The sequence below is a fragment of the Alcaligenes sp. LTN-3 genome (genome assembly GCF_059735605.1).
The window spans coordinates 1376381-1401216 of the sequence record NZ_JCAPDN010000001.1; the positions used below are offsets into that span (position 1 = coordinate 1376381).

Here is a 24836-nt window from a genome sequence, read left to right on the forward strand (position 1 = left end):
ATGTCCTCCGTGTTTCATCGCAACTGGAAAGGCCAGGCAGGTCAGATCCTGCGTCAGGCCTGGCCTGTGCTGGTCGGCTCCTGGGCAGGTATCGCCTTTGGTGTTCTGGATACCGTTATGGTCGGCCACAGCAGCCCGATCGACCTACAGGCCATGGGCCTGGGCGTATCCATTTACATCACCGTTTTTATTGGCTTGATGGGCGTCATCCACGCTCTGATTCCTATCATTGCGCAACAATTTGGCGCGCGCCGCCTGACAGAAGTGGGCCGCTGGTGGGGGCAAGGCGTGTGGCTGGCCCTTTTGCTGACCTTGATCGGCACCCTGGCGCTGGCCTTTCCCAATATATGGTTACGCTGGTCGGGCGACTTAAGCCCTGAGGTTCACGACCGAGTAACCTGGTATTTACGCAGTCTGATCTTGGCTCTACCCGCCGCCCTGGTATTCCGAACCATTTATTGCCTGGGTACCGCCACATCGCGCCCCAAGGCCGTCATGCTGATCAATCTGTTCAGCGTGGCCTTCAAGGCCCTGTTCAACTGGGTGCTGATTTTCGGGAAATTTGGACTACCGGCCATGGGCGCCGTCGGCTCAGGTTTGGCCACTACGGTAGTGTCCTGGCTGATGCTGGCGGCAGGCCTGTGGTTGCTGCGTACCGACCGCTACTACAAGCCGTTTACGCTGCGACTGGGGCTACCCAACTGGGCGGCCCAAAAAGAACTGCTGCGTCTGGGTCTGCCTATGGGCGGCTCCTACCTGATCGAGATCTGCGCCTTCAGCTTCATGGCACTGCTGGTCGCCCGCGAGGGAGTCTTTGCATCGGGTGCGCACCAGATCATGGCCAATCTGGCCGCCGTCTGCTTTATGGTGCCGATGGCTGTGGGCGTTGCCGCTGCCTCAGTCAGCGCTCAAGCGATTGGTGCGAGGCAATATCATCGCGCCCGCCAAGTGGGAATGCTGAGTCTGGCAATCGTGCTGGCGGGGGTAACCTTAACGATTACCCTATTGGTGCTGCTGCGTCCGACCTTGGCCCATGCCTACACCGATGATGCCGATGTCGCACTCCGGGCTTTGCTGTTGCTGCAACTACTGCCCTTTTTCCACTTTTTCGATGCGTTCCAGTGCCTGATTTCCTATCTGCTGCGCGCGTATAAAGTGGCTTTTGTCCCCATGCTGCTGCAATTCTTTGCCTTGAGCGTACTGGGTTTGGGTGGGGGGTGGTGGCTGGGTTTTGGACCTGCAGCCGGATCGCTGGAAGGCGTCATTCAACGGCTGGCACCGGGAGCACCTGTGGGGGCGGCCAGCTTATGGACCATGTCCAGCCTGGGCCTGGGGGCTTCGGCCTTGTTGCTGCTGTTCTGGTACGTTCATATTTTGCGCATCTACAATCCGACAAGGCGCAAGACGCAGGCGTCCCAATAAGCCAGACCTGGGGCACTGACACTCACTCAGTCCACGGCAAACTCAGACGCTCCGATACTGACTACCCTGTGCTTTTTTACTCTTTGCTCAGCCTCAAAAGCCCAAGGCCGAAATACGGTAAATCTTCAACGCGCAAACATATAAAAAAAACGGGACCAGTTGAATAACTGGTCCCGTTTTTTCTGTTGCCTTACTAAGACAAGGAAACTCAGGCAGCAGGTTTACTGCCTTCAATAGCTTCCGCAAGCTTGACGGTATCGTCTGTAGTTGAATCCGAGGACGCTTCCGCCTCTGCCTGCGCCGACTCCTCAACCGCATCAATCAATGGGCTGACCAAGTCCACGACCTTGCTACGCGATAGCAGGCCCAGGAACTCATCATTCTCCCCAGTCACCGCCAAAGGTTCGCTGCTACGCAGCAATTGCCCCAGAATTTCATCCAGCCCCATGGTCGCGGGCACTGAACTCATTTCATCCACAAAGCCGGAGATGTCCCGTGCGCCTTGCTGCACCGCTTCCTGGGCACTGGAACGCATCAAGACACCGGCCAGGCGCTTGCCATCGAGCACAGGCGCATAACGCACGCCCCGTTCGCTCAAGCGCTCCAGCGCATGAACAGCACGAGTACGCATGGTGAAGGTCAATGTCTTGCTGGAATCGCGCACCGCATGGGCCGCATTCAGCACCTTGCTGCGGTTCACGTCTTGCAAGAAAGCCTGTACATAATCGCTGGCGGGCGAGAGCAAAATATCTTCGGGCGAACCTTCCTGGACCAGCTCACCATCTTTCAGAATGGCGATCCGGTTACCCAGGCGCAGGGCCTCATCCAAATCATGCGTAATAAACACAATGGTCTTGTTCAGACGGGCCTGAAGCTCCAGCAACTGATCCTGCATTTCACGTCGAATCAGTGGATCCAACGCCGAAAACGCTTCGTCCATCAAGAGGATGTCCGCATCGGTGGCCAAAGCGCGTGCCAAGCCCACACGTTGCTGCATACCGCCAGACAACTGATGGGGATACTGTTTTTCAAAACCCTGCAGACCCACCTGCTCCAGCCAATAAGTGGCCTTCTCTTCCCGGGCGGCGCGGCCCATGCCCTGCACCTGCAGGCCATAAGCGGCATTTTCCAGCACGGTACGATGCGGAAACAGGCCAAAGCGCTGAAAGACCATGCTGATCTTTTGCTGACGGAACTGCATCAGAGCCTTGCCATCCAGACTCATCACGTCCACATCATCCACCAGAATTTGCCCTGCCGTCGGTTCAATCAAACGGTTGAAGTGGCGAATCAAGGTGGACTTGCCTGAACCGGACAAGCCCATGATGACGTAAATACTGCCAGGCTCGATAGACAGGCTGATATCGCGCAGACCCAGCGTATGACCGCTTTTGGCCAGCAGCTCATCTTTGCGAACACCGTCACAAGCCTCTTGCAGCCAGCGCTCGGGTTGCGAGCCAAAGATCTTATAAATATTGCGAACTTCAATCTTGCTCATGAGGCCTCCCGCGTCTGAAAGCGGCGACCGAACTCTTGCGTAATACGGTCAAACAAGATTGCCAACAGCACAATACCCAAACCGGCCATCAGGCCACGGCCCACTTGCAGGCGGTTAATGCCTTGCAGCACTTCGTAGCCCAGCCCTCGCACACCGATCATGGAAGCGATCACCACCATGGCCAGGGCCATCATGGTTGTCTGGTTAATACCGGCCATGATGTTAGGCATGGCCAGGGGCAGTTGCACACCGTAGAGCTGCTGCCAACGATTGGACCCAAAAGAACGCGAGGCTTCCAGCACTTCACTGTCGACCAGACGTATTCCCAGATCCGTCAAACGAATGACAGGCGCAATGGCATAAATGATGGTGGCAATCAGGGCGGCGATCTTGCCCAGATTGAACAGCATCACCACCGGAATCAGATAGACAAAGCTGGGCATGGTTTGCATCACATCCAGGATCGGCATCATGATGCGGCGCAGCCAGTTAAAGCTGGCCATCAACAAACCTAGTGGTATGCCTATCAGGACAGACAGGAAAACGGCCACGATCATCAGCGCCAGGGTCTGCATGGCTGCATCCCACAAGCCAATCAAACCGATGGCGAACAACATCGCCCCCATGGCGACGGAGAACAGAACCCGGCGACTGGCAGCCCAACCCAGCACCACCACCACCAACACAACCGCCCACCAAGGGCTGCTGCGTAAGACGGACTCCATAAAAACCAGCATATCCAGCAAAGGCTGGGTCATGGCGCGCAAGGCACTGGAATAATTGTCAACCAGATCACCCACGAACTGATCGATGGGCAAACGTAAGGCGCGCGGATCAATCAACTCAGGAAACATAAAAAACACTCCGTAAAACTCGTGCATGTGGCGCGGGCGTGCCGCCCGGCCATGAGCCTGCCGGCCACAAACTGACCAGGCACAAAAGCGAGGTACGGCTCAGTGCCCACACCCCGAAGGATGCCGATACCGAGGCCGGCCTCGCTTACACAACAACACGAATACTAAAGAGCGGCTTTTACGCGCTGAGCCACTTCCATAGGCACCCACTTGGACCAGGTATCCTGGTGCTCTTTCAGGAACCAGTGCGCCACATCTTCGGGCTCACCCTCGGTTTTTTCCATATGAGCCATGGTGTCGTTCATCAACTCCAAAGGCACGCTGACATTGGCCAGGAAGGCCGTCAACTCGGGAGCCTGCTTGGAGAACTCCGTATTAACAGCGGTGAACACCGGATTTTCGGGGTAGTCGCTAGGCTCCGGATTGGCACAATTGGGGTCCGTCAAACAACCATGCTTTTTCGCGTCATAGGCAGGCAACTCCAGCTTGACCAGATCCATGGAGCCCACCAGCGGTGTCGGGTACCAGTAGTAGAAAACGATGTTTTCCTTGCGCTGGTAAGCGGAGGTCAAGGCAGCCTTCTGCGTGGCACCGGTACCGGGCGAGAACAAGGTGTAGGTATCACCCAGTTTCAGGGCATTGAACAGATTGCCACTGACCACTTCACACCCCCAACCTGCCGGGCAGCCATAGAAACGGCCTTTACCGGGCTCTTCAGGGTCTTTGAATTCATCCTTGAACTTGGGCAAGTCCGCGGCGGACTTCAGCTCTGGCAAACGCTCGGCCGTGTAGCGTGGAATGAACCAGGCTTCGCCACCCATGTAGATATCACCAATACGTTTTACTTTCCCCGTAGCTTGCGCCTGTTTCCAGGGGTCTGCCACGCTGTTGAGCCAGATTTCCGTGTTGACATCCAGGTCGCCTCGCTCCAATGCAGCCAAAGCCGGAAGCGTCTCGACCGAGATGACCTCAGTCTTGCAGCCATAGCCCTTGTCAGCAATAAAACGCTCGACTTCAGTCAGGACCAGGTTGGATTCCCAATTCATACCGCCAAAGCGGACAGCACGATCCAGTTCGCAGGAAACCGGGGTAGCGGCTTGTGCGGCGGACGACAAACCCAGCAAAACGCTGGTCAGCACAGAGGCTTGAATCAGGGGAAAGCGGTGCAAGCGCGACTTGGCACCGGCGTGAGGGAAGTATGAAGACATGATGCTCCTCCTTGAGTTACTGTGGACGCGTCCTGCATGATCAGTCGGCGCCAAGGCTAAAGGGGTGTGCGGAAGACGATGCTTTTATCGCCAATACATACCTACGTATAGACGAGTGCCAGGCACTCACGAAAAACCCAGAACGATGCGTATGGGTAAACACCCTTTTTTATATCGTTCTGCGCCCTGACCGAAACAAAACGGCTGGGGCCGGGTCACACCGCGCGGGGCGATGATTTGGTGCGAATAGAACACGCTGCACGAGCGGTTCTGGATCGAATTGATGAATAAGACAAGGAAGCCATTCTACGGGTCTTTGCAATCAAAAACAAATTATTACCACGAAAAACCAGTAAAATCCAAAAATATGTCAATGGTTAAAACACAACAAAACCCTTGTTTGACGTGGTTTCAGCGATTTTCTAAATTTTTTTTTGTTACTTAATAATTCAGGGCGAATTGAGGGATGTAGAAACCGGGCCCAAAAAGGCAAATGACAAGGCCTAACACCTTGTCATTTGCTCTTTGGATGACTCACTTAAGGCTGGTACATGTAATCCCGTCGCCATGGATACACGATGCCAGGCGCATACTCCAGCTCCTGGGTCCGCCCTACACTTTGGGCCTGAGCCAGCACCTGATGCAAGGCGATCCAGCCATGCTCAAAGCCCATGGCACAACCGGCCAGATACACCCGATAAGCACGCAGGGATTTTTGGCCCTGCTCCGAATCCAGCGTCGCCTTGGCCTTGTCCAACTGACTTTCCAGTGCATCGCTCCAGGCCCACAAGGTACGCGCATAGTGGGGACGAAGATTTTCAATATCTAGCCCTTCCAGACCACCTTCCGCCAAATGACGCAATACATGGCTGATATGAGTCAGCTCTCCACCGGGGAAAATGTATTTCTCGATAAAGTCGCCCATCCCGGCGCCCAGTTGGCTATTGTCCACACCACCGGCCGTAATACCGTGATTCAGAATCAAACCACCGGGTTTGACCAAACGACGCAGCTTGTCAAAATAGGCCGTCAACTGTGCTCGCCCCACATGCTCGAACATGCCCACCGAGGCCAGCTTGTCATAAGGCTTGAGTTCATCGAGCTCACGGTAATCAAGCAGCATCATACGAGCGCGGCCCGACAGACCCTTTTGCTCGATCAGCCCGTTCACATAGGCATGCTGGTTGCGGGACAAGGTAATACCTGTCACGTCCACATCGTAGTGTTCAGCAGCCCACATCAACAGCCCCCCCCACCCGGCCCCGACATCCAGAAAACGCTCGCCGGATTGCAGACGTAGCTTGCGACAAATGTGCTCCAGCTTGGCTTCCTGAGCCTGGGCCAGCGTCATGTCCGGCTCGCGGTAATAGGCGCAGGAATAGACCCGACGCGGGTCCAGCCACAAGGCGTAGAAATCATCCGACAAGTCGTAGTGAAACTGGATCTGCTTGGCGTCCTTTTCCTGGGAGTGACGCCAGACAGAAGTCAGGTGCTTGATGATGGAGGTCAGCCAGCCCGCCTGGGCGGCATCGACTGGCGAGCCCGGCAAGATATCAGCGGCCAATTGCATCAAATCGCGCATGGACCCGTCAAAGTCCATACGCCCCTCCACGTAGGCCTCGCCCAACTGTCCGGACTGGCCGGCAGCCAGTTGCGCCAAGGTGGCATTGTCTTTGATCGTCAGATGAACCGATGCGTTGGTTGTCCCGACCTGCTCACCATTGGGCAAGGTCAGTCGAACCGGAACGCTGAGTTGATCTAATTTGGCTTGGACCATGGATGAAATTGAACTCAACTTCGCCTCCTTGCATGTAAACAAACAAAGATGACAATGTGCCGCCTACCGCGACACACCGCCCGTAAGCTGTCAATCCTGTAGCCTAATACAATCCGCCCCTGGATCCGTTGCGTCAAAGTCACGGATCACATATTTCAAACCTAAAGCACTCACCCCAATATTGACGTTGCCCCATGCTAAACTGCCTGCCTTTGGCCCATTGCATCGGCTTGCATTGATGCGCGGCACAGGGTAGTGGGTTCAGGCTCTCGGCCAGGATCTGCCCCACCTTAATACTTGGCCCGATGACACGCAACCACTCCCCTGCATTTCCACCCTGGCTGATTCTGATGGGGCTACTCACGGCCCTGGGCCCTTTGGCCATTGATATGTACCTGCCCGCCTTCCCGGCGATGGCCCAGAGCCTGAACACCTCGGCAGGCATGGTAGAGCGCACGCTAGCGGGTTTCCTCTTGGGCGTCGGTGTGGCCCAACTGGTCTATGGCCCAATGGCAGACCGCTTCGGCCGCAAGCTGCCCTTGCTGATGGGCGTGCTGATTTTCACCACCGCTTCTTTTTTCTGTGCACGCGCCAGCGATATTGATGAACTAACTGTCTGGCGTATCGTCCAGGCCTTCGGAGGGGCGGCTGGCATGGCCATTCCCCGTGCCGTGATCCGGGACCGTTTCGAGACCCGTGAAGCCGCCCGCGCCCTGTCCATGCTGATGCTGATCATGGGGGTTATGCCCATTCTGGCTCCGCTGATTGGCGGCCAGATCCTGCTGTTTAGCGACTGGCGCGGCATCTTTTACTTCATGGCAGGCTGTGGTGTGCTCCTGTGGCTGCTGACTTTTTTCACCATGAAAGAGTCTCTGGCCCCGGAGCGCGTACTGCCGCTGCAGCCCAAACTGATCGCACATAATTACAGCGCCTTGCTGCGTGACCGGCCCTTCATGTTTTATTCCCTGGCCGCCGGTTTCAGCTCTGCGGGCATGTTTGCCTATATCGCCGGATCGCCGCGCGTTTTTATCGACTTGTTTTCTGTCGAGCCGCGTCATTTCGGTTTTTATTTTGGTGCCAATGCGGCCTGTCTGATTGTTTTCTCTCAAGTCAGTGCCCGCTTGCTCAATACTTACAGCCCACCCACATTGTTGCGCGTGGCGCAGGGACTGCAGGTGATCTTTACTGTGCTGGGCGCGATTCTGACCCTGCTGGGCGTGCTGGATCTGACCTGGTTGATGGTGACACTGATGGGTTTTATGGCTTGTCAGGGCTTTGTAAACCCCAACTCCGCCGCCCTGGCCCTGTCTGAACAAGGTCTTCGCCTGGGAACTGCTTCGGCCTTGATGGGCGCTTTGCAAATGCTGTGTGGAGCGTTAGCCGGTTTCGCCGTCAGCAGTTGGGCTGCTCCCAATGCTTTGCCATTGACCGCCGTATTGGCGATCTGTGCCATCTTATCGTGGCTGTTTGGCCGCAATGCCGCGAGGAAAGCACGGTAAAACTTGATCTAAGTGATTTTTCCATATTAGAATAATCTTCTTTGTACCCCAGCACTGGGGTTAACACGATCCTAATTTTACAATCGCCCGCGGCTTTTTTCGTTTAGCGGAGGCTGATTTAGATCTCAAGGGGTATGACCATGGCACGCGTATGCCAAGTGACCGGAAAAGGCCCAATGTCGGGCAACAATGTTTCGCACGCCAACAATAAAACCAAGCGTCGCTTCCTGCCAAACCTGCAGTCCCGTCGTTTCTGGGTTGAAAGTGAAAACCGCTGGGTTCGCCTGCGCGTTTCCGCTAATGCTATCCGCACCATCGACAAGAACGGTATCGACTCCGTTCTGGCCGAAATGCGCTCCCGCGGCGAAAAATACTAAGCTGCGCTTCTTAAACATTTAACCAGGAGCTCATCATGGCTAAAGGTATACGCGAAAAAATCAAACTCGAATCGTCCGCCGGCACCGGTCACTTCTACACCACCACAAAAAACAAGCGCAACATGCCTGAAAAAATGGTGATCAAGAAATTTGACCCCGTCGTTCGCAAGCACGTCGAGTACAAAGAAACCAAGCTGCGTTAATTCGCGCCCGCCGCTACTGCAGCGGATTGGTTTTCAAAAAAAGCCCCTGCCCTGCAGGGGTTTTTTTTGCGCTTCACAGGCTGCTGTGACAGGCCTGCCTCCTATCTGCCATTACGCTCATGCACACTGCCCACCATGCAGCCGTCCACAGCGAGATTTGCCCCGTATAATGGCGGATACTCCTTTACTTTTGTCTAAAACGGTATTGCCACTCATGCAGGAACGTTACAACCCCAGCGAGGTTGAACAACTCGCTCAGCAAAACTGGACCGATCGGGACGCCTATCGCGCCGTCGAAAACGCCACCGCTCCCGATGGCTCGCTCAAACCCAAGTTTTATGCATGCTCCATGCTGCCCTACCCCAGCGGCAAGCTACACATGGGCCACGTGCGCAACTACACCATCAACGACATGATGGCGCGCCAGCTACGCATGCGCGGTTTTAACGTTCTCATGCCTATGGGCTGGGATGCTTTTGGCATGCCTGCTGAAAACGCCGCCATCAAATCGCAAGTGCCACCCGCCAAGTGGACTTACGACAATATTGCCTACATGAAAAAGCAGATGCAGGCGATGGGGCTGGCTATCGACTGGTCGCGCGAAATGTGCGCCTGCGACCCTGAATACTACAAATGGAACCAGTGGCTGTTCCTGAAGATGCTGGAAAAAGGCATTGCCTACCGCAAGACCCAGACCGTGAACTGGGACCCGGTAGACCAAACCGTTCTAGCCAACGAACAAGTTATTGAAGGCCGTGGCTGGCGCTCGGGCGCGCTGATTGAAAAGCGTGAAATCCCTGGCTACTACCTGCGCATTACCGACTACGCCGAAGAGCTGCTGGAGACCGTCAAAACCGGCCTACCCGGCTGGCCCGAACGTGTTCGCCTGATGCAGGAAAACTGGATCGGCAAGAGTCAGGGCGTGCGCTTTGCCTTCCCTCACGAAATTCGTGACGAGCAAGGCCAACTGATTCAGGATGGGCGACTGTACGTGTTCACGACCCGCGTGGACACCATCATGGGCGTCACTTTCTGTGCCGTTGCCCCTGAACACCCACTGGCTGCTTTGGCTGCTCGTCACAACCCTGAGCTGGCTGCCTTTATCGAGGAATGCAAGAAAGGCGGCACCACGGAAGCCGATATGGCGACCCGCGAGAAAGAAGGCCTGCCTACCGGCCTGAGCGTCAAGCACCCCCTGACGGGTGCGGACGTTCCTGTCTGGGTCGGTAACTACGTCTTGATGAGCTACGGCGACGGTGCCGTGATGGGCGTGCCCGCTCACGACGAGCGCGACTTCGCCTTTGCGCTGAAGTACCAATTGCCTATTCAGCAAGTCATTGGCGTTGAAGGCAAAGAATACGACGCCACCCAATGGCAAGACTGGTACGGCGACAAGCAGCAAGGTCAAACCATCAACTCCGGCAAATACGACGGCCTGGCGCACGTCGCTGCCGTCGATGCCATTGCTGCCGATCTGAACGCTAAGGAACTGGGCGAGAAACAAACCACCTACCGTCTGCGCGACTGGGGCATTTCCCGTCAGCGTTACTGGGGCACCCCAATCCCGATCATCCATTGCGACGATTGCGGTCCGGTGCCTGTTCCAGAAAAAGACCTGCCCGTGGTTCTGCCCGAAGAGCTGATTCCCGATGGCAGCGGCAACCCGCTGAACAAGCACGAAGCCTTCCTGAAGTGCGCTTGCCCTTCTTGCGGCAAACCGGCTCGTCGCGAAACGGACACCATGGACACCTTTGTGGACTCGTCCTGGTACTTCCTGCGCTACACCACCCCCAATCTGCACGATTCCATGACCGATCCACGTAGCGATTACTGGATGCCCATGGATCAGTACATCGGCGGTATCGAACACGCTGTGCTGCACTTGCTGTACGCCCGTTTCTGGACCAAAATCATGCGCGACATGGGGCTGGTCAAGATCGATGAGCCCTTCACTCGCCTGCTGTGCCAGGGTATGGTGCTCAATCACAGCTACACCCGTCGCACCCCACAAGGGGGTATCGAATACTTCTGGCCTGAAACTGTCGAAAACATTTACGACGAGAAAGGCGCGATTATCGGTGCCCGCTTAAAGAGTGATGGTCAGCCCGTGCAATACAACGGTATTGGCACCATGTCCAAGTCCAAGAACAACGGCGTGGATCCCCAGTCCCTGATCGATACCATGGGAGCAGATACCGCCCGCCTGTTCATCATGTTCGCCAGCCCGCCTGAGCAGACACTGGAGTGGTCGGACTCGGGCGTGGACGGCGCCAACCGCTTTCTGCGTCGCTTGTGGGCCTTCTGCTACAACCGCGCCGATGCCCTGCGCGCTGGCAATGCACAAACGACCGACTGGAGCGATCTGGACGCTGCTGCCAAACGTGCCCGTCTGGAAATCCACTCCTTGCTCAAACAAGCCAATTACGACTACGAGCGCATTCAGTACAACACCGTCGTATCGGCTTGCATGAAAATGCTCAACACCCTGGAGCAGACGCAATGGGAAGACACGCCGGCCGCACAACGTGCGCTGGCTGAAACTACCTCCATCCTGTTGCGCGTTCTGTATCCAGTTGTCCCCCACATCACCTGGCAGTTGTGGCGTGAGCTGGGTTGGGCTGACGGTCAAGGCGATATGCTGGATGCTCAATGGCCTGTCGTGGATGAACAAGCCTTGATTGCCGACGAAGTCGAGTTGATGCTGCAAGTCAACGGCAAGCTGCGCGGCTCTCTGGTCGTACCCCAGGGAGCAGAAAAGGCCGCCATTGAACAAGCCGCAGCCGAACACGCAGCGGTGCTCAAGTATCTGGAAGGCCGTCCCGCCAAGCGCATCATCGTGGTGCCTGGCAAACTTGTTAACGTCGTAGGTTAATCATGCACTTAGCCCGCCTGCTTCCTTCCAGCGCCTTGTCTGTTCCTGCACCCAGGTTCTGGGGACTGGCGGGCTTGATCATCCTGCTCAGTTTTTTTCTGACAGCGTGTGGTTTCCACCTCAAAGGAATAGCCCCACTGCCGTTCAACGCGATTTACACCAACATTACAGACAACAGCGCTTTTGGCGCGAACCTGCGTCGAACCCTATTGGCCAGCTCGCCTCAAAGTCGCTTTGTGGAGAGCCCGCAAGAGGCCCAGGCCATTTTGCGACAGCTCTCGCTCAACCGTAATCAGCGTGAAATTTCCATCAATGCCAAAGGCCAGGTGGAAGAATACGAACTGCAACTGACCTTCACATTTGAGCTGCTGGACGCCAAAGGCCGCGTAGTTCTGCCGCCCACCACGCTGGACGTCATACGTGAAGTGCCTTATGACGCGGAAGCCGTCCAAGCCAAAGACAGCGAAATCGAGATGATTTTCCGTGATATGGAACAATCCTTGATCAACCGCATTGTGCGTCGCCTAAGCTCGCCCGATGTCACCAGCGCCTACCTCTTCATCAGCAGTCAGCCCGAGCTCAGTTCCATGGAAGAGATGGAGCTGCTGCCCAACCGACAACAGGCACCGTTGTAAAGATGGGGCGCAGGGTCGACCACGACACCTTGCTGCGCGAGCTGGCCACGCCATCTGCAGCCTTCCAACCTCTTTATGTGGTGTCTGGCGACGAACCCCTTTTGCTGGTTGAAGCCGCCGATGCAGTGCGCGCTCGCGCCCGCCAGGATGGTTTTACGGAACGCAGCAGCTTTACCCTGGATGCACGCGCAGATTGGTCACAGCTGTTTGCTGTCGCCCAGAACATCTCTCTGTTTGGCGATCAAAAACTGGTGGATGTCAGCATTCCCAGTGGCAAGCCCGGCAAGCCGGGCGGCGATGCCTTGCAAAAACTGTGCGGACTGATCAGTGGCGGGCAGATGGATGGCACCAGCTTTCTGATCCAACTCCCCCGCCTGGATAAAGCCACACGCAACAGCAAATGGTGCCAGGCCTTGGAGCAAGTGGCCAGTTGGATTGACATCCAGCCCGTCAACCGCAACTCCCTGGCAGGCTGGATTGCCCAACGCCTCAAAGCCCAGGATCAAAGCCTGGAGCGCAACAGCCTGGAATGGATGGCTGACAAGGTCGAAGGCAACCTCTTGGCGGCTCACCAGGAAATCCAGAAACTGGCCCTGATTTACCCTCCCGGTCAGTTAAGCCAAGAGGAACTGGAAAACGCCGTCCTGAACGTGGCTCGCTACAGCGTGTTTGATTTGCGCGACTCCATGCTGGCTGGCCATAGTCAACGCGCCCTGACTGTACTCGATGGCTTGCAGGCAGAGGGCGAGGCCCTGCCTCTGGTCTTGTGGGCGGTAGGCGAGGAAATCCGCACCCTGGCACGTTTATCGCAAGCCCGTCAACAAGGGCAGGATCTGTCCAACCTGTTTCGCCAATACCGCATTTTTGGCCCACGTGAAAAACTCGTCCGTCAGGCATTGGACCGCATCCCGCCTCAAAGCTGGCCTGCCTCGGTGCTACATGCTCACGATATAGACCGATTGATCAAAGGCCTGCACCCCAGCGGACGTCAACAAGACCCGTGGGAAGAAATGCGCCGCCTGACCATGCGTATCGCGGTTGCGACACAAGCGCCCCGCCGCTAAGCGTCCGACACCCCTTAACCTCTTAATTGTTGCGATAATGCTCTCTTGAACCGGAGAGTTACACGGCTATGAACGATATCACCCAGTCCTCTACCACCACCCAGGTCGGCGATCTGTCCGCCATGATGCAAGATTTGGGCAAGCGCGCCCAGCTTGCAGCCCGTCGCATGCGCGCCGCCACAGGCAAAGCCAAAGCCGACGCCCTGCGCTATATGGCTGATGCCCTGATTGAGCAAAAAGCCCAGTTGCAAGCCGCCAACAAGCTGGACTTGAGCGCGGCACGTGAGCGTCAGATCGCCCCGGCCATGATCGAGCGCCTGGCTCTGTCAGACCGGGCACTGGAGATCATGACCACAGGCCTGCGTCAAATTGCGGACATGGACGATCCCGTTGGCCAGATCAGCGCCTCACGCACCCGTCCCAATGGCATGCGCGTGGCTCAGATGCGTGTACCTTTAGGGGTGATCGGCATCATTTACGAATCACGCCCCAATGTGACCATTGACGCCGCCGCCTTGTGCCTGAAATCTGGCAACGCCACCATTCTGCGCGGCGGCAGTGAAGCTTTTCACTCTAACCAGGCCCTGGCACACATTATTTCCAGCAGTCTGGAGCGTGCCGGCTTGCCTAAAGATGCCGTGCAAGTCGTTCCCACCACCGATCGCGACGCCGTTGGCTTGCTCGTCACCATGAACGACTACGTGGACGTCATTGTCCCGCGTGGTGGCAAGAGCCTGATCCAGCGGCTCAGCGCCGAAGCCACGGTTCCCCTGATCAAACACCTGGACGGAAACTGCCACGTCTACGTGGATGAATTTGCCGATCTGGAAAAAGCCTCTCGCATCGTGTTCAATGCCAAAACCTACCGCTACGGTATTTGCGGCACCATGGAAACCTTGCTGATTCATCGCAGCATTGCACCGGCTTTCCTGCCAGAAATGGCCCGCCAATTACAGGACAAAGGGGTGGAGTTGCGAGGCTGTGAACAAACCCGTGCCCTGGTCGCCAACGTGGCCCCCGCTACCGAGCAAGACTGGGAAACCGAATTTGCCGCGGCCATTCTGGCGATCCGCATTGTCGATTCCATGGACCAGGCCATGGACCATATTGCCCAGTACAGCTCTGAGCACACAGAATCCATCGTGACAGAAAACCTGAGCCAGGCCGAGCGCTTCCAGCGCGAGGTAGACTCCAGTTCCGTCATGGTGAACCTGCCTACCTGTTTTGCCGATGGCTTCGAATACGGCCTGGGTGCAGAAATCGGTATTTCCACCAACCGTCTTCATGCCCGTGGCCCTGTTGGCCTGGAAGGCCTGACGACCTACAAATGGGTCTTGCATGGCAATGGCCAAATACGTGGTTAAATCATGCTTTGGTTAAAAACATTTCACATCTTGTTTGTAACCTCCTGGTTTGCGGGGCTATTTTATCTGCCCCGCATCTATGTCAATCTTGCCCAGGAGCAAGATACCAAGACCTATGAAACGCTCTTGGGTATGGCCCGACGCCTGTATCGTTTTATGGCCCCTTTGGCCATTTTGACCTTGCTGACAGGCCTGGGACTATTTTTGTATTACGGCATAGGCAAAGGACAGGGTTGGATGCATGCCAAACTAACCCTGGTTTTGATCCTGTTTGCCTTTCACGGTGTGTGCGGGCGCTATCTGCGGCAGTTCCAACAAGGGAAACAAAGCCGCTCACACGTATTCTTCCGCTGGTTCAATGAAATTCCGGTCATCGTTCTGCTGCTGGTCCTCATCCTGGTGGTTATAAAACCCTTCTAATACCTTATTCATGTCAGACCAATCTGAACGCAAGACACTTAGCCTGAGCCCAGGCACTAAAAAGAAAGCCAGCAATGCGGAACCCCGCGTGCGCTCGGGTGCGCGCGCACGTGCGGCCAGCCAGCAGCAAGACCGCCAAGGCGGCCCCAAACGCGAGGCACGCCCCTACGTAGAAAAACGTGACCAGGAACGCCGTGAGCGTCCCGCATTCAACCGTGACCGCGAAGGTGGCCGTCCGCAATCGGGCGAACGTCGCGAATTCTCTGGTGAGCGCCGTGAGCGTCCCGCTTTCGACCGCAACCGCGAAGGTGGCCGTCCACAATCGGGCGAACGTCGTGAATTCTCTGGTGAGCGTCGTGAGCGTCCCGCATTTGACCGCAACCGCGAAGGTGGCCGTCCGCAATCGGGCGAACGTCGTGAGTTCTCTGGCGAGCGCCGTGAACGTCCCGCTTTCGACCGCAACCGCGAAGGTAGCCGTCCGCAATCGGGCGAACGTCGTGAGTTCTCTGGCGAGCGCCGTGAACGTCCCGCTTTCGACCGCAACCGCGAAGGTAGCCGTCCGCAATCGGGCGAACGTCGTGAATTCTCTGGTGAGCGTCGTGAGCGTCCCGCATTTGACCGCAACCGCGAAGGTGGCCGTCCACAATCGGGTGAACGTCGTGAGCGTCCCGCTTTCGACCGCAACCGCGAAGGTGGCCGTCCGCAATCGGGCGAACGTCGTGAATTCTCCGGTGAACGCCGCGAACGTCCCGCATTCGACCGCAACCGCGAAGGTGGCCGTACGCAATCGGGCGAACGTCGTGAATTCTCCGGTGAACGCCGTGAACGTCCCGCTTTCGACCGCAACCGCGAAGGTGGCCGTACGCAATCGGGCGAACGTCGTGAGTTCTCCGGTGAACGCCGTGAGCGTCCCGCATTTGACCGCAACCGCGAAGGTGGCCGTCCGCAATCGGGCGAACGTCGTGAGTTCTCTGGCGAGCGCCGTGAGCGTCCCGCTTTCGACCGCAACCGCGAAGGTAGCCGTCCGCAATCGGGTGAACGTCGCGAATTCTCTGGTGAACGCCGCGAACGTCCCGCATTTGACCGCAACCGCGAAGGTGGCCGTCCACAATCGGGCGAACGTCGTGAATTCTCAGGTGAACGCCGTGAGCGCCCGGCATTCAACCGTGACCGCGACAGCCGCCCGCAAACCGGTGAACGCCGTAATTTCTCTGGCGAGCGCCGCGAACGCCCTGCGTTCCAAGGTGACAAGGAAACTTCGGACCGTACCCCTGCTGGAAAAATGCCCAGTGGCTTATTCAAGCCCGCCGGTGATTCGGATGCCTTTCCGCAGTACGTGTCTCCCATCCAACGTGTAGATAGCCCTCAGGCCCCCAAGCCCGGCCAACGCCTGCCCGATAGCAATATCGAGCAAAATGAGCGCGTCCAGGTCAAAGCCCTGCAAGGCGAACGCTACCGTCTATTTGCACCCTGCCCCCAAGGGCTGGAAGAGGCGCTGTCGCTGGAACTGCAAGCACTGGGTTACGAGAACGTGCAAACCGGCCGTGCCGGCTGCCATTTTGACGCAGACTGGATCGGCGTCATGCGCGCCAACCTGTCCTCAAGACTGGCGACACGCATTTTGCTGGAAGTCTCGCACGCTCCTGTCACCAACGAGGAAGACATTCTGGCCCTGGCCCGCGTAACGCCTTGGGAGCGCTGGTTCGGCCCCGAGCAAACACTGCGCGTTGACACCTCGGCGGTACGCAGCCCCATGCAAAGCCTGCAATACTGCAATCTGCGCGCCAAAGACGGGATTTGTGACCGCCTGCGAGATCTGGAAGGCGCACGTCCTTCCATCGACACGGTACGCCCGGACGCCAAGGTACATTTGTTCCTGGATGAGACCAGCGCCACCTTCTATCTGGACACCAGTGGCGAGTCCCTGTTCAAGCGTGGCTGGCGTCACGACAAGGGCGATGCGCCTTTGCGTGAAAACCTGGCAGCGGGCCTATTGGTCCTATCTGGCTGGGACCCCAGCAAACCCTTGATCGACCCCTTCTGCGGTAGTGGCACAATTCTGATCGAAGCCGCCTGGATGGCTCTGGGAGCACCTCCCGGAATCTGGCGTCCCTTCCACTTCGAGCGTCTGCGCTGCCACGACCAGCGTTTGTGGCGTGACATCAAGGACGAAGCGCGTTCCATGATCGCCCCTCGTCTGGATACCCCGCTCATTGGCTACGACATCAACCCTACCGTTCTGGATGCTGCCCGTTCCAATCTGGAACGCTCGCACCTGACGCTGGAGACGATTCGCTTCGAGCAAGGCGATGCCCTGAAGATTCGCCCCGAGACAGAAGCCGGCTGGATTGTCACCAATCCTCCTTACGGCGAGCGTCTGGAACATCAGGACGAGGACTTCTGGCCAAACTGGGCCAGCAACCTCAAGCAAAACTTCGCCAACTGGAGCGTCAACATGATCAGCAGCGACCTGGAGCTGCCGCGTCATATGCGCCTCAAGCCCAAGCGTCGTTACCCACTGTACAACGGCGCTCTGGATTGCCGTCTGTTCTGCTTTGACATGGTTCCGGCCAGCTATCGCAATAACGAAACGGCCCCGGGCACCAGCGAAGATTCGGCCAGCGACGATTAAGCGTTAAACAGTCTTGCACATGCCCCAAGGGCCAAGTCCATATCAATCAATGGCTTGGCCCTTGTTTATAGGGGCGACGTTCCGTTCGCCTCCGATATACGCGATAATGACAGTCTTGCCTGCTTCAAAACGCACCATGACACCCACCTTCACTACTCCTGGCCGCTGGCGACGCTTTGCCTGCATGATGTATGAATCCATCCTGCTGTTTGGCGTTATTTTTACCGCCGGCTATCTGTTTGATACTTTGACCCAAAGCCGTAGCGGCCTGGATCTGCGTCATGTGCGTCAGGTCATTCTGTTTATTGCATTGGGGATTTATTTCGTACTGTGCTGGCGCAAAGCAGGCCAAACCCTGCCCATGAAGACCTGGCATATGCGTCTGGTGAACGAGCAGGGCCAGATTCCTGCCCTCGGTACCCTGCTGCTGCGTTATATTCTGCTATGGCCCCTGCCCTTGCTGGGGGCTTTGCTGATTCAGCTTCTGTCTGGCTACACAGGCTATGCGTCCACGGACCTTCTTATTGTGTTTACGCCTTTTCTGAACTTTATCTGGACCTGGTTCGACAAAGACCAGCAGTTCCTGCACGACCGTCTTAGCAAGACTCGTCTGATCGATGCGCGCCCCACCCGTGTTACTTCGGCGGCCACCTGAGCAGGCAGGCTGCCTCTTCATTTTTTAGTAGTACCGCAAAGTCATGACTGACATTTTAAAAAAATACCTGTTCGCCGACCAAAGCACACGCGCCCAGATTGTCCATCTTGAACAAGCCTGGCAAATGGGGCTGGAACACCAACACTACCCTGCCTGCATCCGCGACTTGCTGGGCGAGTTGGTAGCCGCGTCGGTGCTCCTGGCGGGCAATCTCAAGTTTGACGGCTCCCTGATTCTACAAATCCAGGGTGATGGTCCCATTGCCCTGCTGGTAGTGGAGTGCACCTCGGACATGGACATACGCGCAACGGTTTCGCTGCGTGAGAACCATCCCGTGCCCCAAACCGGCACCTTGCAAACCCTGCTGAATCCGCAAGGCCAGGGCCGCTTTACTGTCGTCTTGGCCCCTCGCCAAAGCAGCAAGGACTTCCGTCCCTACCAAGGCGTAGTTCCGCTGGAAGGTGAAACAGTCGCCGAGGTGCTGCAAACCTATATGCGCACCTCCGAGCAACTGGATACACACTTGTGGCTGGCCGCCGATGAAAACCGCTGCGGGGGTCTTTTGCTACAACGCATCCCACCCCAAGGCGGCCACAGTCTGGCTCAGAACCTGGACACCTGGGAACGCGCTCTGGCGCTGGGCTCCACGGTCCAGACCCAGGAGTTATTGCAGCTAGATAGCGACACCTTGATTCATCGCCTGTTTTGGGAAGAAGATCTGCAAGTCTTCGAACCCCAGTCCGTACGCTGGCATTGCCCTTGTTCCCGTCAACGCGTCAGCAATATGCTGCGTATGCTGGGCCAGGCAGAGATCGAGCAAATGCTGGCAGAACAAGACACCATCAATGTGTCCTGCAACTTCTGCGGTAAACCCTATCAGTACGATGCAATCGATTGTGCATCCCTGTTTGTCGACAAGGGCGACACGCAGCCGGGTGATGACACCCTGCACTAGACCGATATCTCTACGAGACACTACGCTCGCACAAGTCCCTCTATCGGGCTAGAAGACAGTCAGCCATGATGACAACCATCATGGCTGATTTTTTTTCTTCACTCCATCGTCAATCCGGCTTGGCTGGCTCTCACATTATGGGAGCCCTGCTGGCCATCATCCTGCTTAGCTGGCTGGTGCTGGACGTGCTGACGCTGTACTCCTTGCGCGTACGCCTACAGCACGGCCTGTTACAGGCCGCACGCCAGGCCAGCGTGCATCATGCCCAGCCTGAAACCATTGCCTTGGCATTCGGCCAAACACTGGCCGCTGCCAACGTGCCCCTACACGATCAGTGGCAAATCCAGATTCTGTCTCCCTCAGTGCAGGCTTTTATGCAGTACGGCAAGCCCTCCGGGCAGCATAAGGGGCGTGCAAGTATTACCCAAGGCTGGCAGGCGCTGCAAGACGGGCAAGCCAGCCACGGCGGCCCCAGCATCTACCAGGCCAACACACTACACTTGTACCTGCTCTATGCCCATAAGCCAGGGCCTCTTTCCTTGCTTCGCCTGCTACCCAAGTTTGCCGCCAGTATGCCCAGTCCTTCAGGTTCTGCAGCGGTCTGGCTACGCCTGGAAATCAGACACCCTATGCAGTCCGATGCAGTGCAGTGGGATGACTTAGCTGACGGTCGAGTTATCTATACCCAGCAAACTGAAAACGCGCTTGCCTTGCCAGTCTCCCAAACAGGCTGGTCAGCAGATAGAGAGCCAGCGGGAATACCATCGACGGATGGGAGTGGTCGTCTGCCCTCATGGAATGACTCTGTTCAAGGACCAGGTGATGGCACCCACTCTCCAGGACCTGCCGCCCCCACCCCAGACTCAGGAGGAGCTGACTCCCTGCCCCCAAACCCCGCCTGCTACTAACTGCAGCGCGACCCAAGGCGGGCGTCAGGTGTCGGCGGCATAGGACGCTATAAACGCATTCCTGCCCAAGCGGGAGACAGAATTACAACCCGTTGTGGCCGTAGTCAGGGCAGTAAAGAAGACCAAGGAGAAAGAAAATGCAGATAAGGCGATCACAAAACCCACAAAGCCAAAGGGACTTCATAGCCACTACGCCACTGACTCTTATCCTGAGATGACTGGCACTTAAAACCAAGTCCCATTCAGGCCCACATCCAAGGGGCGCAACAAAGCCCGGATCAACGACCCAAACATAAGGTAGAAGAATAATCAGAACTGAACTGGCTGATCAGCCATTCCAGCAGCGCCTTGCGCGCTACTTCTTAGCGTGGGCTGGCTGTCGTGGCAGCCGAACCACCGGGAGGCACGATCTGCACAAAGATCTCGCCTTCACGCATCATGCCAAACTCGCTACGGGCCCGCTCTTCAACGGCATGAGTACCCGAACGTAAATCCTGAACCTCAGCCAGCAAAGCGTTATTACGCGCTGTCAGGGCTTCATTGGTTTCTTTTTGCGCGACCAGCTTGGTCTGCATTTGCCGTACGTCCAGCCAACCGCCTTTGCCCCACCATAAAGCGTAATGGGTTACCAGGGTCAAACACAGCAGGAGCAGAACGATCAGGCGCATGGCGATATAAGAACCGGGTCTTACGACCCGGTCCATCAAACAGAATTAGCGCAGATTATAGAACGCTTCGCGACCTGGGAAGGTAGCAACTTCTGCCAATTCTTCCTCAATACGCAACAACTGGTTGTACTTGGACATGCGATCAGAACGGGACAAGGAGCCTGTTTTGATCTGCATGGCGTTCGTCGCCACCGCGATGTCCGCAATGGTGGAATCTTCGGTTTCACCCGAGCGGTGCGAAATCACGGCGGTGTAACCAGCGCGCTTGGCCATCTCAATAGCGGCAAAGGTTTCGGTCAGGGTGCCGATCTGGTTGATCTTGATCAGGATCGAGTTACCGATACCCAACTCGATCCCTTTCTTCAGAATCTTGGTGTTGGTCACAAACAAATCGTCACCAACCAACTGGATCTTGTCGCCCAATTGCTGGCTCAGAATGCGCCACCCGTCCCAATCGTCTTCGGCCATGCCGTCTTCGATGGAGATGATGGGGTACTTGTCGCACCAGTTGGCCAACAGGTTGGCAAAGTCTTGCGAGCTCAGGGACACGCCACCTTCGCCAGCCAGGTGGTATTTACCATCGCGGTAGAACTCGGAAGCCGCGCAGTCCAGGGCCAGAGCAATCTGGGTGCCAGGCTCGTAGCCAGCTTGCTCGATAGCACGCAGAATCAGCTCGATCGCGGCTTCGTGGTTGGCCACGTTCGGAGCAAAACCACCCTCATCGCCCACCGCAGTGGACATGCCCTGATCGTGGATCAGGCCTTTCAAGGTGTGGAAAACTTCTGCACCCATACGCAGCGATTCGCGGAAGCTCTTGGCACCCACGGGCATGATCATGAACTCTTGCAAGTCCAGGGTGTTGTTGGCGTGTGCGCCACCGTTGATGACGTTCATCATCGGCACAGGCATGGCCATGGCACCGCTGCCACCAAAGTAACGGTACAGGGACAGACCCGAATCATCAGCAGCGGCACGGGCCACCGCCATACTGGCAGCCAGCATGGCGTTCGCGCCCAGGCGGCTCTTGTCTTCGGTGCCGTCCAGCTCGATCAGGGTGCGATCGATAAAGGTTTGTTCTTGAGCATCCAAGCCCATCAAGGCTTCGGAGATCTCTGTGTTCAGGTTCTCGACAGCGCGCAAAACACCTTTGCCCAGGTAACGGCTCTTGTCACCATCACGCAGCTCCAACGCTTCGCGAGCGCCAGTGGATGCACCAGAAGGAACGGAGGCACGCCCCATAGCGCCCGATTCGAGCAATACATCACACTCCACCGTTGGATTACCACGGGAGTCCAGAATCTCGCGGCCAATAATATCTACGATTGCACTCATGATTTTGACAGTCCTGCCTGAAGTAGCATTAAGCTAGATAAGTTAAACAATCCTGCTGCCGGGCGTATCGCCGTAAACCGATATGAAGATCAGCTTGAAAAGGCGCCTAGCCTGGAAGTTGAAAAGATCAGCAAGCGCGACAGCTATAGTGCAATCAGCGCCCCTGCCCTCCTGCTAAAACAGGATTGTACCTGCCCATGACACAGCCGTGCCATGTCTGGTCTCGAAAGCTGGAAAAAAGCCGGGACTCCAGCCCCTGCCTTCGTCCTGATCGAAACCGGCACATGTTTATTATCACCAGAAATTCCGAGACTAGGCGGCGTCTCTGTAAATACAAAAAGTACCGATACGTCTCAAAGTAAATCTTTGTCGGCCGCTTTCAACAAGGCGCTTTCCCAGTTGCCCAACAAGGTGATCAACTGGTTCAAGTCCTGGTCGGAGAAATCTTGCAGCATGGCCTGCACCAGGCGGCGGCGACGCGGCAAGGTGGCCTCAACCAGCTCACGGCCAGCAGGACTTAGGCGCACATTGGTCAGCCGATTATCCTGCTCATCGGTGAAGCGCTCAACCAGCCCCAAGGACTCAATGCTTTTAAGCTGCCGTGTCACCGCAGCCGGATCAATGCGCAGCAAGCGAACCAACTGCTTTTGAGACAGGCAGCCGTTCTCTTGGTACAAGCCAATCAGGACACGCCAGCGTGGCAAGGGCATGCCCAACTGCTGGTCAAACGCCGCCATCAGACTGCGATAGGTGCGCCCCAATTGCTGAGCCGCTTGAAGTTGCGGAAATTCATTCATCATGTTCAAGACTGTTCTTGACGATTAAACCGTATTGGCGGCACTTTACGTACCCAATAGAAACACCAGACTATCAGCAGCAAGGTCACGGCCATACCCATATTGACGGCATGCGCCAGAGCATCGCGGGCCAAGCCCAGATACATCTGCCCGTCCAGCCCGGCCTGCTCCAGAAACTGTGACTGCTGGCTTGCACTCATCAAGACTTGCGGGTCTTGCAGCGCGTTAACGACATTTGCAGGCAAAGCCGTCAATTGCGTGCGGATGGATTCTCCATATTGGTAATTGATCAAGGCTCCGACAACAGCAGTTCCCAACATGCCGCCCACCATGCGCATGGACTGTAGCATGGCCGTGGCAATCCCCAGCATGGAACGCTCTACAATTTCCTGCGCAAACACCGTCAAATTCGGCATGATGAAACCAACCCCGGTTCCGGCAATCGTGGCGTACAGGACAAAATGCCAGTGCGGATCGGTTTTCTGGATGAACACCATGCCCAGACAGGCAATCGTCAACAACGTCAAGCCCAGGTACAACATCAGGGTGGGACGAGGCAGCCGCGTAATCATACGGCCATTAATGATACTGCCCACCGTAATGAACACCACCAAGGGGGTGACCAATAAACCGGCTGTTTGAGGGCGTAGACCATACCCCCCTTGCAACAACAAAGGCGCGTAGAACAAGAGACCAAACAGGATAAAGCCCAAACCGGCAGACAGAACCAGCAAGGAGAATTGAGCAGGACTACTGAACAGAACCAAGGGCAACAAAGGTTCCGCAACCCGCCGCTCCCAACTGACCAATAAGACAAAAGCGGCCACACTACACAGCCCCAACAAGACCATCAAATAGCTGCCACCATAGTGAGGCAGCAGCTCTACCAATAGTTGAACACAGGCCAAACCGACCATCAGCAAAAAAGCGCCCAGATAATCCAGGCGAACTTGGGTTTGACGAAAGTGACGAATCTGCGGCAGGTAGCGATAGACAAAATACAGGCTGAGTAAGCCAACAGGCAGGTTGACATAAAACACAGAGCGCCAGCCGTAGTGCTCGGTCAAAATCCCACCCAGAAAAGGCCCTATCCCGTTCGCAATCCCAAAGGACGCGCTAAGCATCACTTGCCAGCGCAAACGCACACGAGGATCGGGAAACAGATCAGGCACACAGGCAAATGCCGTCCCTACCAACATGCCCCCGGCTATGCCCTGCAAGGCCCGCGCAAGTACCAACTGCAGCATGCTTTGCGCCATGCCACAGAATACAGAGGCCAAGGTAAAAAGGACAATGGACACCAGCACGAAGCGGCGGCGTCCATAAAAATCCCCCAAGCGACCAAAGATAGGCACGGTAATCACCGAAGTCAGCAAATACGCGGTTGCCACCCAGGCATACAGCTCAAAGCCATGCAGCTCGGACACGATGGTGGGTAAGGCTGTCCCGACCACGGTCTGATCAATGGCTACCAACATCACCACAAAGCACAAACCCATCATCGCTAATATAGATTCTGTGACGGACAAGACACGCCCCGGCGTCTTCTGCGTCGATTCTGCTGCGTTTATCATTTCTATTGACCACACAATTATTGCCTAGTCAACGATTCTACGGGGGACTGAAAAACCTGACAAGTACGGCCTGAATCAACCCCTGTCCCACTATCCCGATACACAATAACGATCACCTGCAG

At 56.4% G+C, this 24836-nt stretch carries 21 protein-coding genes; 13 read left to right on the top strand and 8 right to left on the bottom strand.

The window, feature by feature from the left end:
* A complete protein-coding gene (locus AC6I6N_RS06500; RefSeq protein WP_125276559.1) occupies positions 1 to 1422 on the top strand; it encodes an MATE family efflux transporter in 1422 nt (473 codons plus the stop codon).
* A gap of 208 nt (positions 1423 to 1630) precedes the next feature.
* On the opposite strand, the gene AC6I6N_RS06505 is transcribed toward AC6I6N_RS06500, so the two are convergent.
* From AC6I6N_RS06505 to AC6I6N_RS06520, 4 genes are all read right to left on the bottom strand, one after another.
* Positions 1631 to 2920, bottom strand: a complete 1290-nt coding sequence (locus AC6I6N_RS06505; RefSeq protein WP_094197261.1) for a quaternary amine ABC transporter ATP-binding protein — start codon at positions 2918 to 2920, stop codon at positions 1631 to 1633.
* A complete protein-coding gene (locus tag AC6I6N_RS06510) occupies positions 2917 to 3774 on the bottom strand; it encodes an ABC transporter permease (protein ID WP_094197262.1) in 858 nt (285 codons plus the stop codon). Before AC6I6N_RS06510 ends, AC6I6N_RS06505 begins: the two co-directional genes overlap by 4 nt.
* A gap of 164 nt (positions 3775 to 3938) precedes the next feature.
* Positions 3939 to 4982 (bottom strand): ABC transporter substrate-binding protein, encoded by a 1044-nt coding sequence (locus AC6I6N_RS06515; RefSeq protein ID WP_162496898.1) that lies wholly within the window; start codon positions 4980 to 4982, stop codon positions 3939 to 3941.
* Positions 4983 to 5520: 538 nt separating this feature from the next.
* Positions 5521 to 6759, bottom strand: a complete 1239-nt coding sequence (locus AC6I6N_RS06520) for a class I SAM-dependent methyltransferase (RefSeq protein WP_094197263.1) — start codon at positions 6757 to 6759, stop codon at positions 5521 to 5523.
* A 350-nt stretch (positions 6760 to 7109) separates the two neighbouring features.
* Between AC6I6N_RS06520 and AC6I6N_RS06525 the strand changes: the two genes are divergently transcribed.
* The 12 genes from AC6I6N_RS06525 to AC6I6N_RS06580 all read left to right on the top strand — a co-directional run bounded on the left by AC6I6N_RS06525 (position 7110) and on the right by AC6I6N_RS06580 (position 20343).
* A complete protein-coding gene (locus AC6I6N_RS06525) occupies positions 7110 to 8258 on the top strand; it encodes a Bcr/CflA family multidrug efflux MFS transporter (protein WP_094198393.1) in 1149 nt (382 codons plus the stop codon).
* Positions 8259 to 8398: 140 nt separating this feature from the next.
* Positions 8399 to 8635 (top strand): 50S ribosomal protein L28, encoded by a 237-nt coding sequence (gene rpmB / locus AC6I6N_RS06530; RefSeq protein ID WP_003802782.1) that lies wholly within the window; start codon positions 8399 to 8401, stop codon positions 8633 to 8635.
* Between the two features lie 35 nt (positions 8636 to 8670).
* Positions 8671 to 8838: a 50S ribosomal protein L33 gene (gene rpmG / locus AC6I6N_RS06535; protein WP_003802781.1), complete on the top strand. Its 168-nt coding sequence runs from the start codon at positions 8671 to 8673 to the stop codon at positions 8836 to 8838.
* Between the two features lie 214 nt (positions 8839 to 9052).
* Complete coding sequence (gene leuS, locus AC6I6N_RS06540; RefSeq protein ID WP_429647486.1) at positions 9053 to 11710, top strand: leucine--tRNA ligase; 2658 nt, start codon at positions 9053 to 9055, stop codon at positions 11708 to 11710.
* 2 nt (positions 11711 to 11712) lie between these two features.
* On the top strand, positions 11713 to 12345 hold the full coding sequence (locus AC6I6N_RS06545) for an LPS-assembly lipoprotein LptE (protein WP_094197265.1): 633 nt from the start codon (positions 11713 to 11715) through the stop codon (positions 12343 to 12345).
* 2 nt (positions 12346 to 12347) lie between these two features.
* Positions 12348 to 13409, top strand: coding sequence for a DNA polymerase III subunit delta (holA, locus tag AC6I6N_RS06550; protein WP_094197266.1), 1062 nt, complete (start codon positions 12348 to 12350; stop codon positions 13407 to 13409).
* Positions 13410 to 13477: 68 nt separating this feature from the next.
* A complete protein-coding gene (locus AC6I6N_RS06555; RefSeq protein ID WP_429647488.1) occupies positions 13478 to 14773 on the top strand; it encodes a glutamate-5-semialdehyde dehydrogenase in 1296 nt (431 codons plus the stop codon).
* A 3-nt stretch (positions 14774 to 14776) separates the two neighbouring features.
* Complete coding sequence (locus AC6I6N_RS06560) at positions 14777 to 15193, top strand: CopD family protein (RefSeq protein WP_094197268.1); 417 nt, start codon at positions 14777 to 14779, stop codon at positions 15191 to 15193.
* 1282 nt (positions 15194 to 16475) lie between these two features.
* The gene (locus tag AC6I6N_RS06565) at positions 16476 to 17825 is read left to right on the top strand and encodes a THUMP domain-containing class I SAM-dependent RNA methyltransferase (RefSeq protein WP_230018760.1); all 1350 of its coding nucleotides are present in this window, start codon (positions 16476 to 16478) and stop codon (positions 17823 to 17825) included.
* Positions 17826 to 17931: 106 nt separating this feature from the next.
* On the top strand, positions 17932 to 18480 hold the full coding sequence (locus AC6I6N_RS06570) for an RDD family protein (RefSeq protein WP_162496899.1): 549 nt from the start codon (positions 17932 to 17934) through the stop codon (positions 18478 to 18480).
* Between the two features lie 43 nt (positions 18481 to 18523).
* Complete coding sequence (hslO, locus tag AC6I6N_RS06575) at positions 18524 to 19435, top strand: Hsp33 family molecular chaperone HslO (protein ID WP_094197271.1); 912 nt, start codon at positions 18524 to 18526, stop codon at positions 19433 to 19435.
* A gap of 65 nt (positions 19436 to 19500) precedes the next feature.
* Positions 19501 to 20343, top strand: coding sequence for a TadE/TadG family type IV pilus assembly protein (locus AC6I6N_RS06580; RefSeq protein WP_230017723.1), 843 nt, complete (start codon positions 19501 to 19503; stop codon positions 20341 to 20343).
* A gap of 362 nt (positions 20344 to 20705) precedes the next feature.
* Here AC6I6N_RS06580 and ftsB read toward each other — a convergent pair whose 3' ends face one another.
* The 4 genes from ftsB to AC6I6N_RS06600 all read right to left on the bottom strand — a co-directional run bounded on the left by ftsB (position 20706) and on the right by AC6I6N_RS06600 (position 24714).
* Positions 20706 to 21047 carry a cell division protein FtsB gene (ftsB, locus tag AC6I6N_RS06585; RefSeq protein WP_230017720.1) on the bottom strand — a complete coding sequence of 114 codons (342 nt, stop codon included), beginning with the start codon at positions 21045 to 21047 and terminating at the stop codon, positions 20706 to 20708.
* A gap of 9 nt (positions 21048 to 21056) precedes the next feature.
* Positions 21057 to 22343 (bottom strand): phosphopyruvate hydratase, encoded by a 1287-nt coding sequence (eno, locus tag AC6I6N_RS06590; RefSeq protein ID WP_009456510.1) that lies wholly within the window; start codon positions 22341 to 22343, stop codon positions 21057 to 21059.
* Positions 22344 to 22696: 353 nt separating this feature from the next.
* A complete protein-coding gene (locus tag AC6I6N_RS06595; RefSeq protein WP_123049828.1) occupies positions 22697 to 23143 on the bottom strand; it encodes a MarR family winged helix-turn-helix transcriptional regulator in 447 nt (148 codons plus the stop codon).
* A 2-nt stretch (positions 23144 to 23145) separates the two neighbouring features.
* Entirely contained in the window at positions 23146 to 24714 is a 1569-nt protein-coding gene (locus AC6I6N_RS06600) for an MFS transporter (protein WP_429647021.1), read from the bottom strand.
* Positions 24715 to 24836 lie beyond the last annotated feature (122 nt).

What these genes read in the sequence shown, in the direction of transcription:
- AC6I6N_RS06500 (WP_125276559.1), top strand. Translation starts at nt 1, where the DNA reads ATGTCCTCCGTGTTTCATCGCAACTGGAAAGGCCAGGCAGGTCAGATC.
- AC6I6N_RS06505 (WP_094197261.1), bottom strand. Translation starts at nt 2,920, where the DNA reads ATGAGCAAGATTGAAGTTCGCAATATTTATAAGATCTTTGGCTCGCAA.
- AC6I6N_RS06510 (WP_094197262.1), bottom strand. Translation starts at nt 3,774, where the DNA reads ATGTTTCCTGAGTTGATTGATCCGCGCGCCTTACGTTTGCCCATCGAT.
- AC6I6N_RS06515 (WP_162496898.1), bottom strand. Translation starts at nt 4,982, where the DNA reads ATGTCTTCATACTTCCCTCACGCCGGTGCCAAGTCGCGCTTGCACCGC.
- AC6I6N_RS06520 (WP_094197263.1), bottom strand. Translation starts at nt 6,759, where the DNA reads ATGGTCCAAGCCAAATTAGATCAACTCAGCGTTCCGGTTCGACTGACC.
- AC6I6N_RS06525 (WP_094198393.1), top strand. Translation starts at nt 7,110, where the DNA reads ATGGGGCTACTCACGGCCCTGGGCCCTTTGGCCATTGATATGTACCTG.
- rpmB (WP_003802782.1), top strand. Translation starts at nt 8,399, where the DNA reads ATGGCACGCGTATGCCAAGTGACCGGAAAAGGCCCAATGTCGGGCAAC.
- rpmG (WP_003802781.1), top strand. Translation starts at nt 8,671, where the DNA reads ATGGCTAAAGGTATACGCGAAAAAATCAAACTCGAATCGTCCGCCGGC.
- leuS (WP_429647486.1), top strand. Translation starts at nt 9,053, where the DNA reads ATGCAGGAACGTTACAACCCCAGCGAGGTTGAACAACTCGCTCAGCAA.
- AC6I6N_RS06545 (WP_094197265.1), top strand. Translation starts at nt 11,713, where the DNA reads ATGCACTTAGCCCGCCTGCTTCCTTCCAGCGCCTTGTCTGTTCCTGCA.
- holA (WP_094197266.1), top strand. Translation starts at nt 12,348, where the DNA reads ATGGGGCGCAGGGTCGACCACGACACCTTGCTGCGCGAGCTGGCCACG.
- AC6I6N_RS06555 (WP_429647488.1), top strand. Translation starts at nt 13,478, where the DNA reads ATGAACGATATCACCCAGTCCTCTACCACCACCCAGGTCGGCGATCTG.
- AC6I6N_RS06560 (WP_094197268.1), top strand. Translation starts at nt 14,777, where the DNA reads ATGCTTTGGTTAAAAACATTTCACATCTTGTTTGTAACCTCCTGGTTT.
- AC6I6N_RS06565 (WP_230018760.1), top strand. Translation starts at nt 16,476, where the DNA reads ATGCCCAGTGGCTTATTCAAGCCCGCCGGTGATTCGGATGCCTTTCCG.
- AC6I6N_RS06570 (WP_162496899.1), top strand. Translation starts at nt 17,932, where the DNA reads ATGACAGTCTTGCCTGCTTCAAAACGCACCATGACACCCACCTTCACT.
- hslO (WP_094197271.1), top strand. Translation starts at nt 18,524, where the DNA reads ATGACTGACATTTTAAAAAAATACCTGTTCGCCGACCAAAGCACACGC.
- AC6I6N_RS06580 (WP_230017723.1), top strand. Translation starts at nt 19,501, where the DNA reads ATGATGACAACCATCATGGCTGATTTTTTTTCTTCACTCCATCGTCAA.
- ftsB (WP_230017720.1), bottom strand. Translation starts at nt 21,047, where the DNA reads ATGGACCGGGTCGTAAGACCCGGTTCTTATATCGCCATGCGCCTGATC.
- eno (WP_009456510.1), bottom strand. Translation starts at nt 22,343, where the DNA reads ATGAGTGCAATCGTAGATATTATTGGCCGCGAGATTCTGGACTCCCGT.
- AC6I6N_RS06595 (WP_123049828.1), bottom strand. Translation starts at nt 23,143, where the DNA reads ATGATGAATGAATTTCCGCAACTTCAAGCGGCTCAGCAATTGGGGCGC.
- AC6I6N_RS06600 (WP_429647021.1), bottom strand. Translation starts at nt 24,714, where the DNA reads ATGATAAACGCAGCAGAATCGACGCAGAAGACGCCGGGGCGTGTCTTG.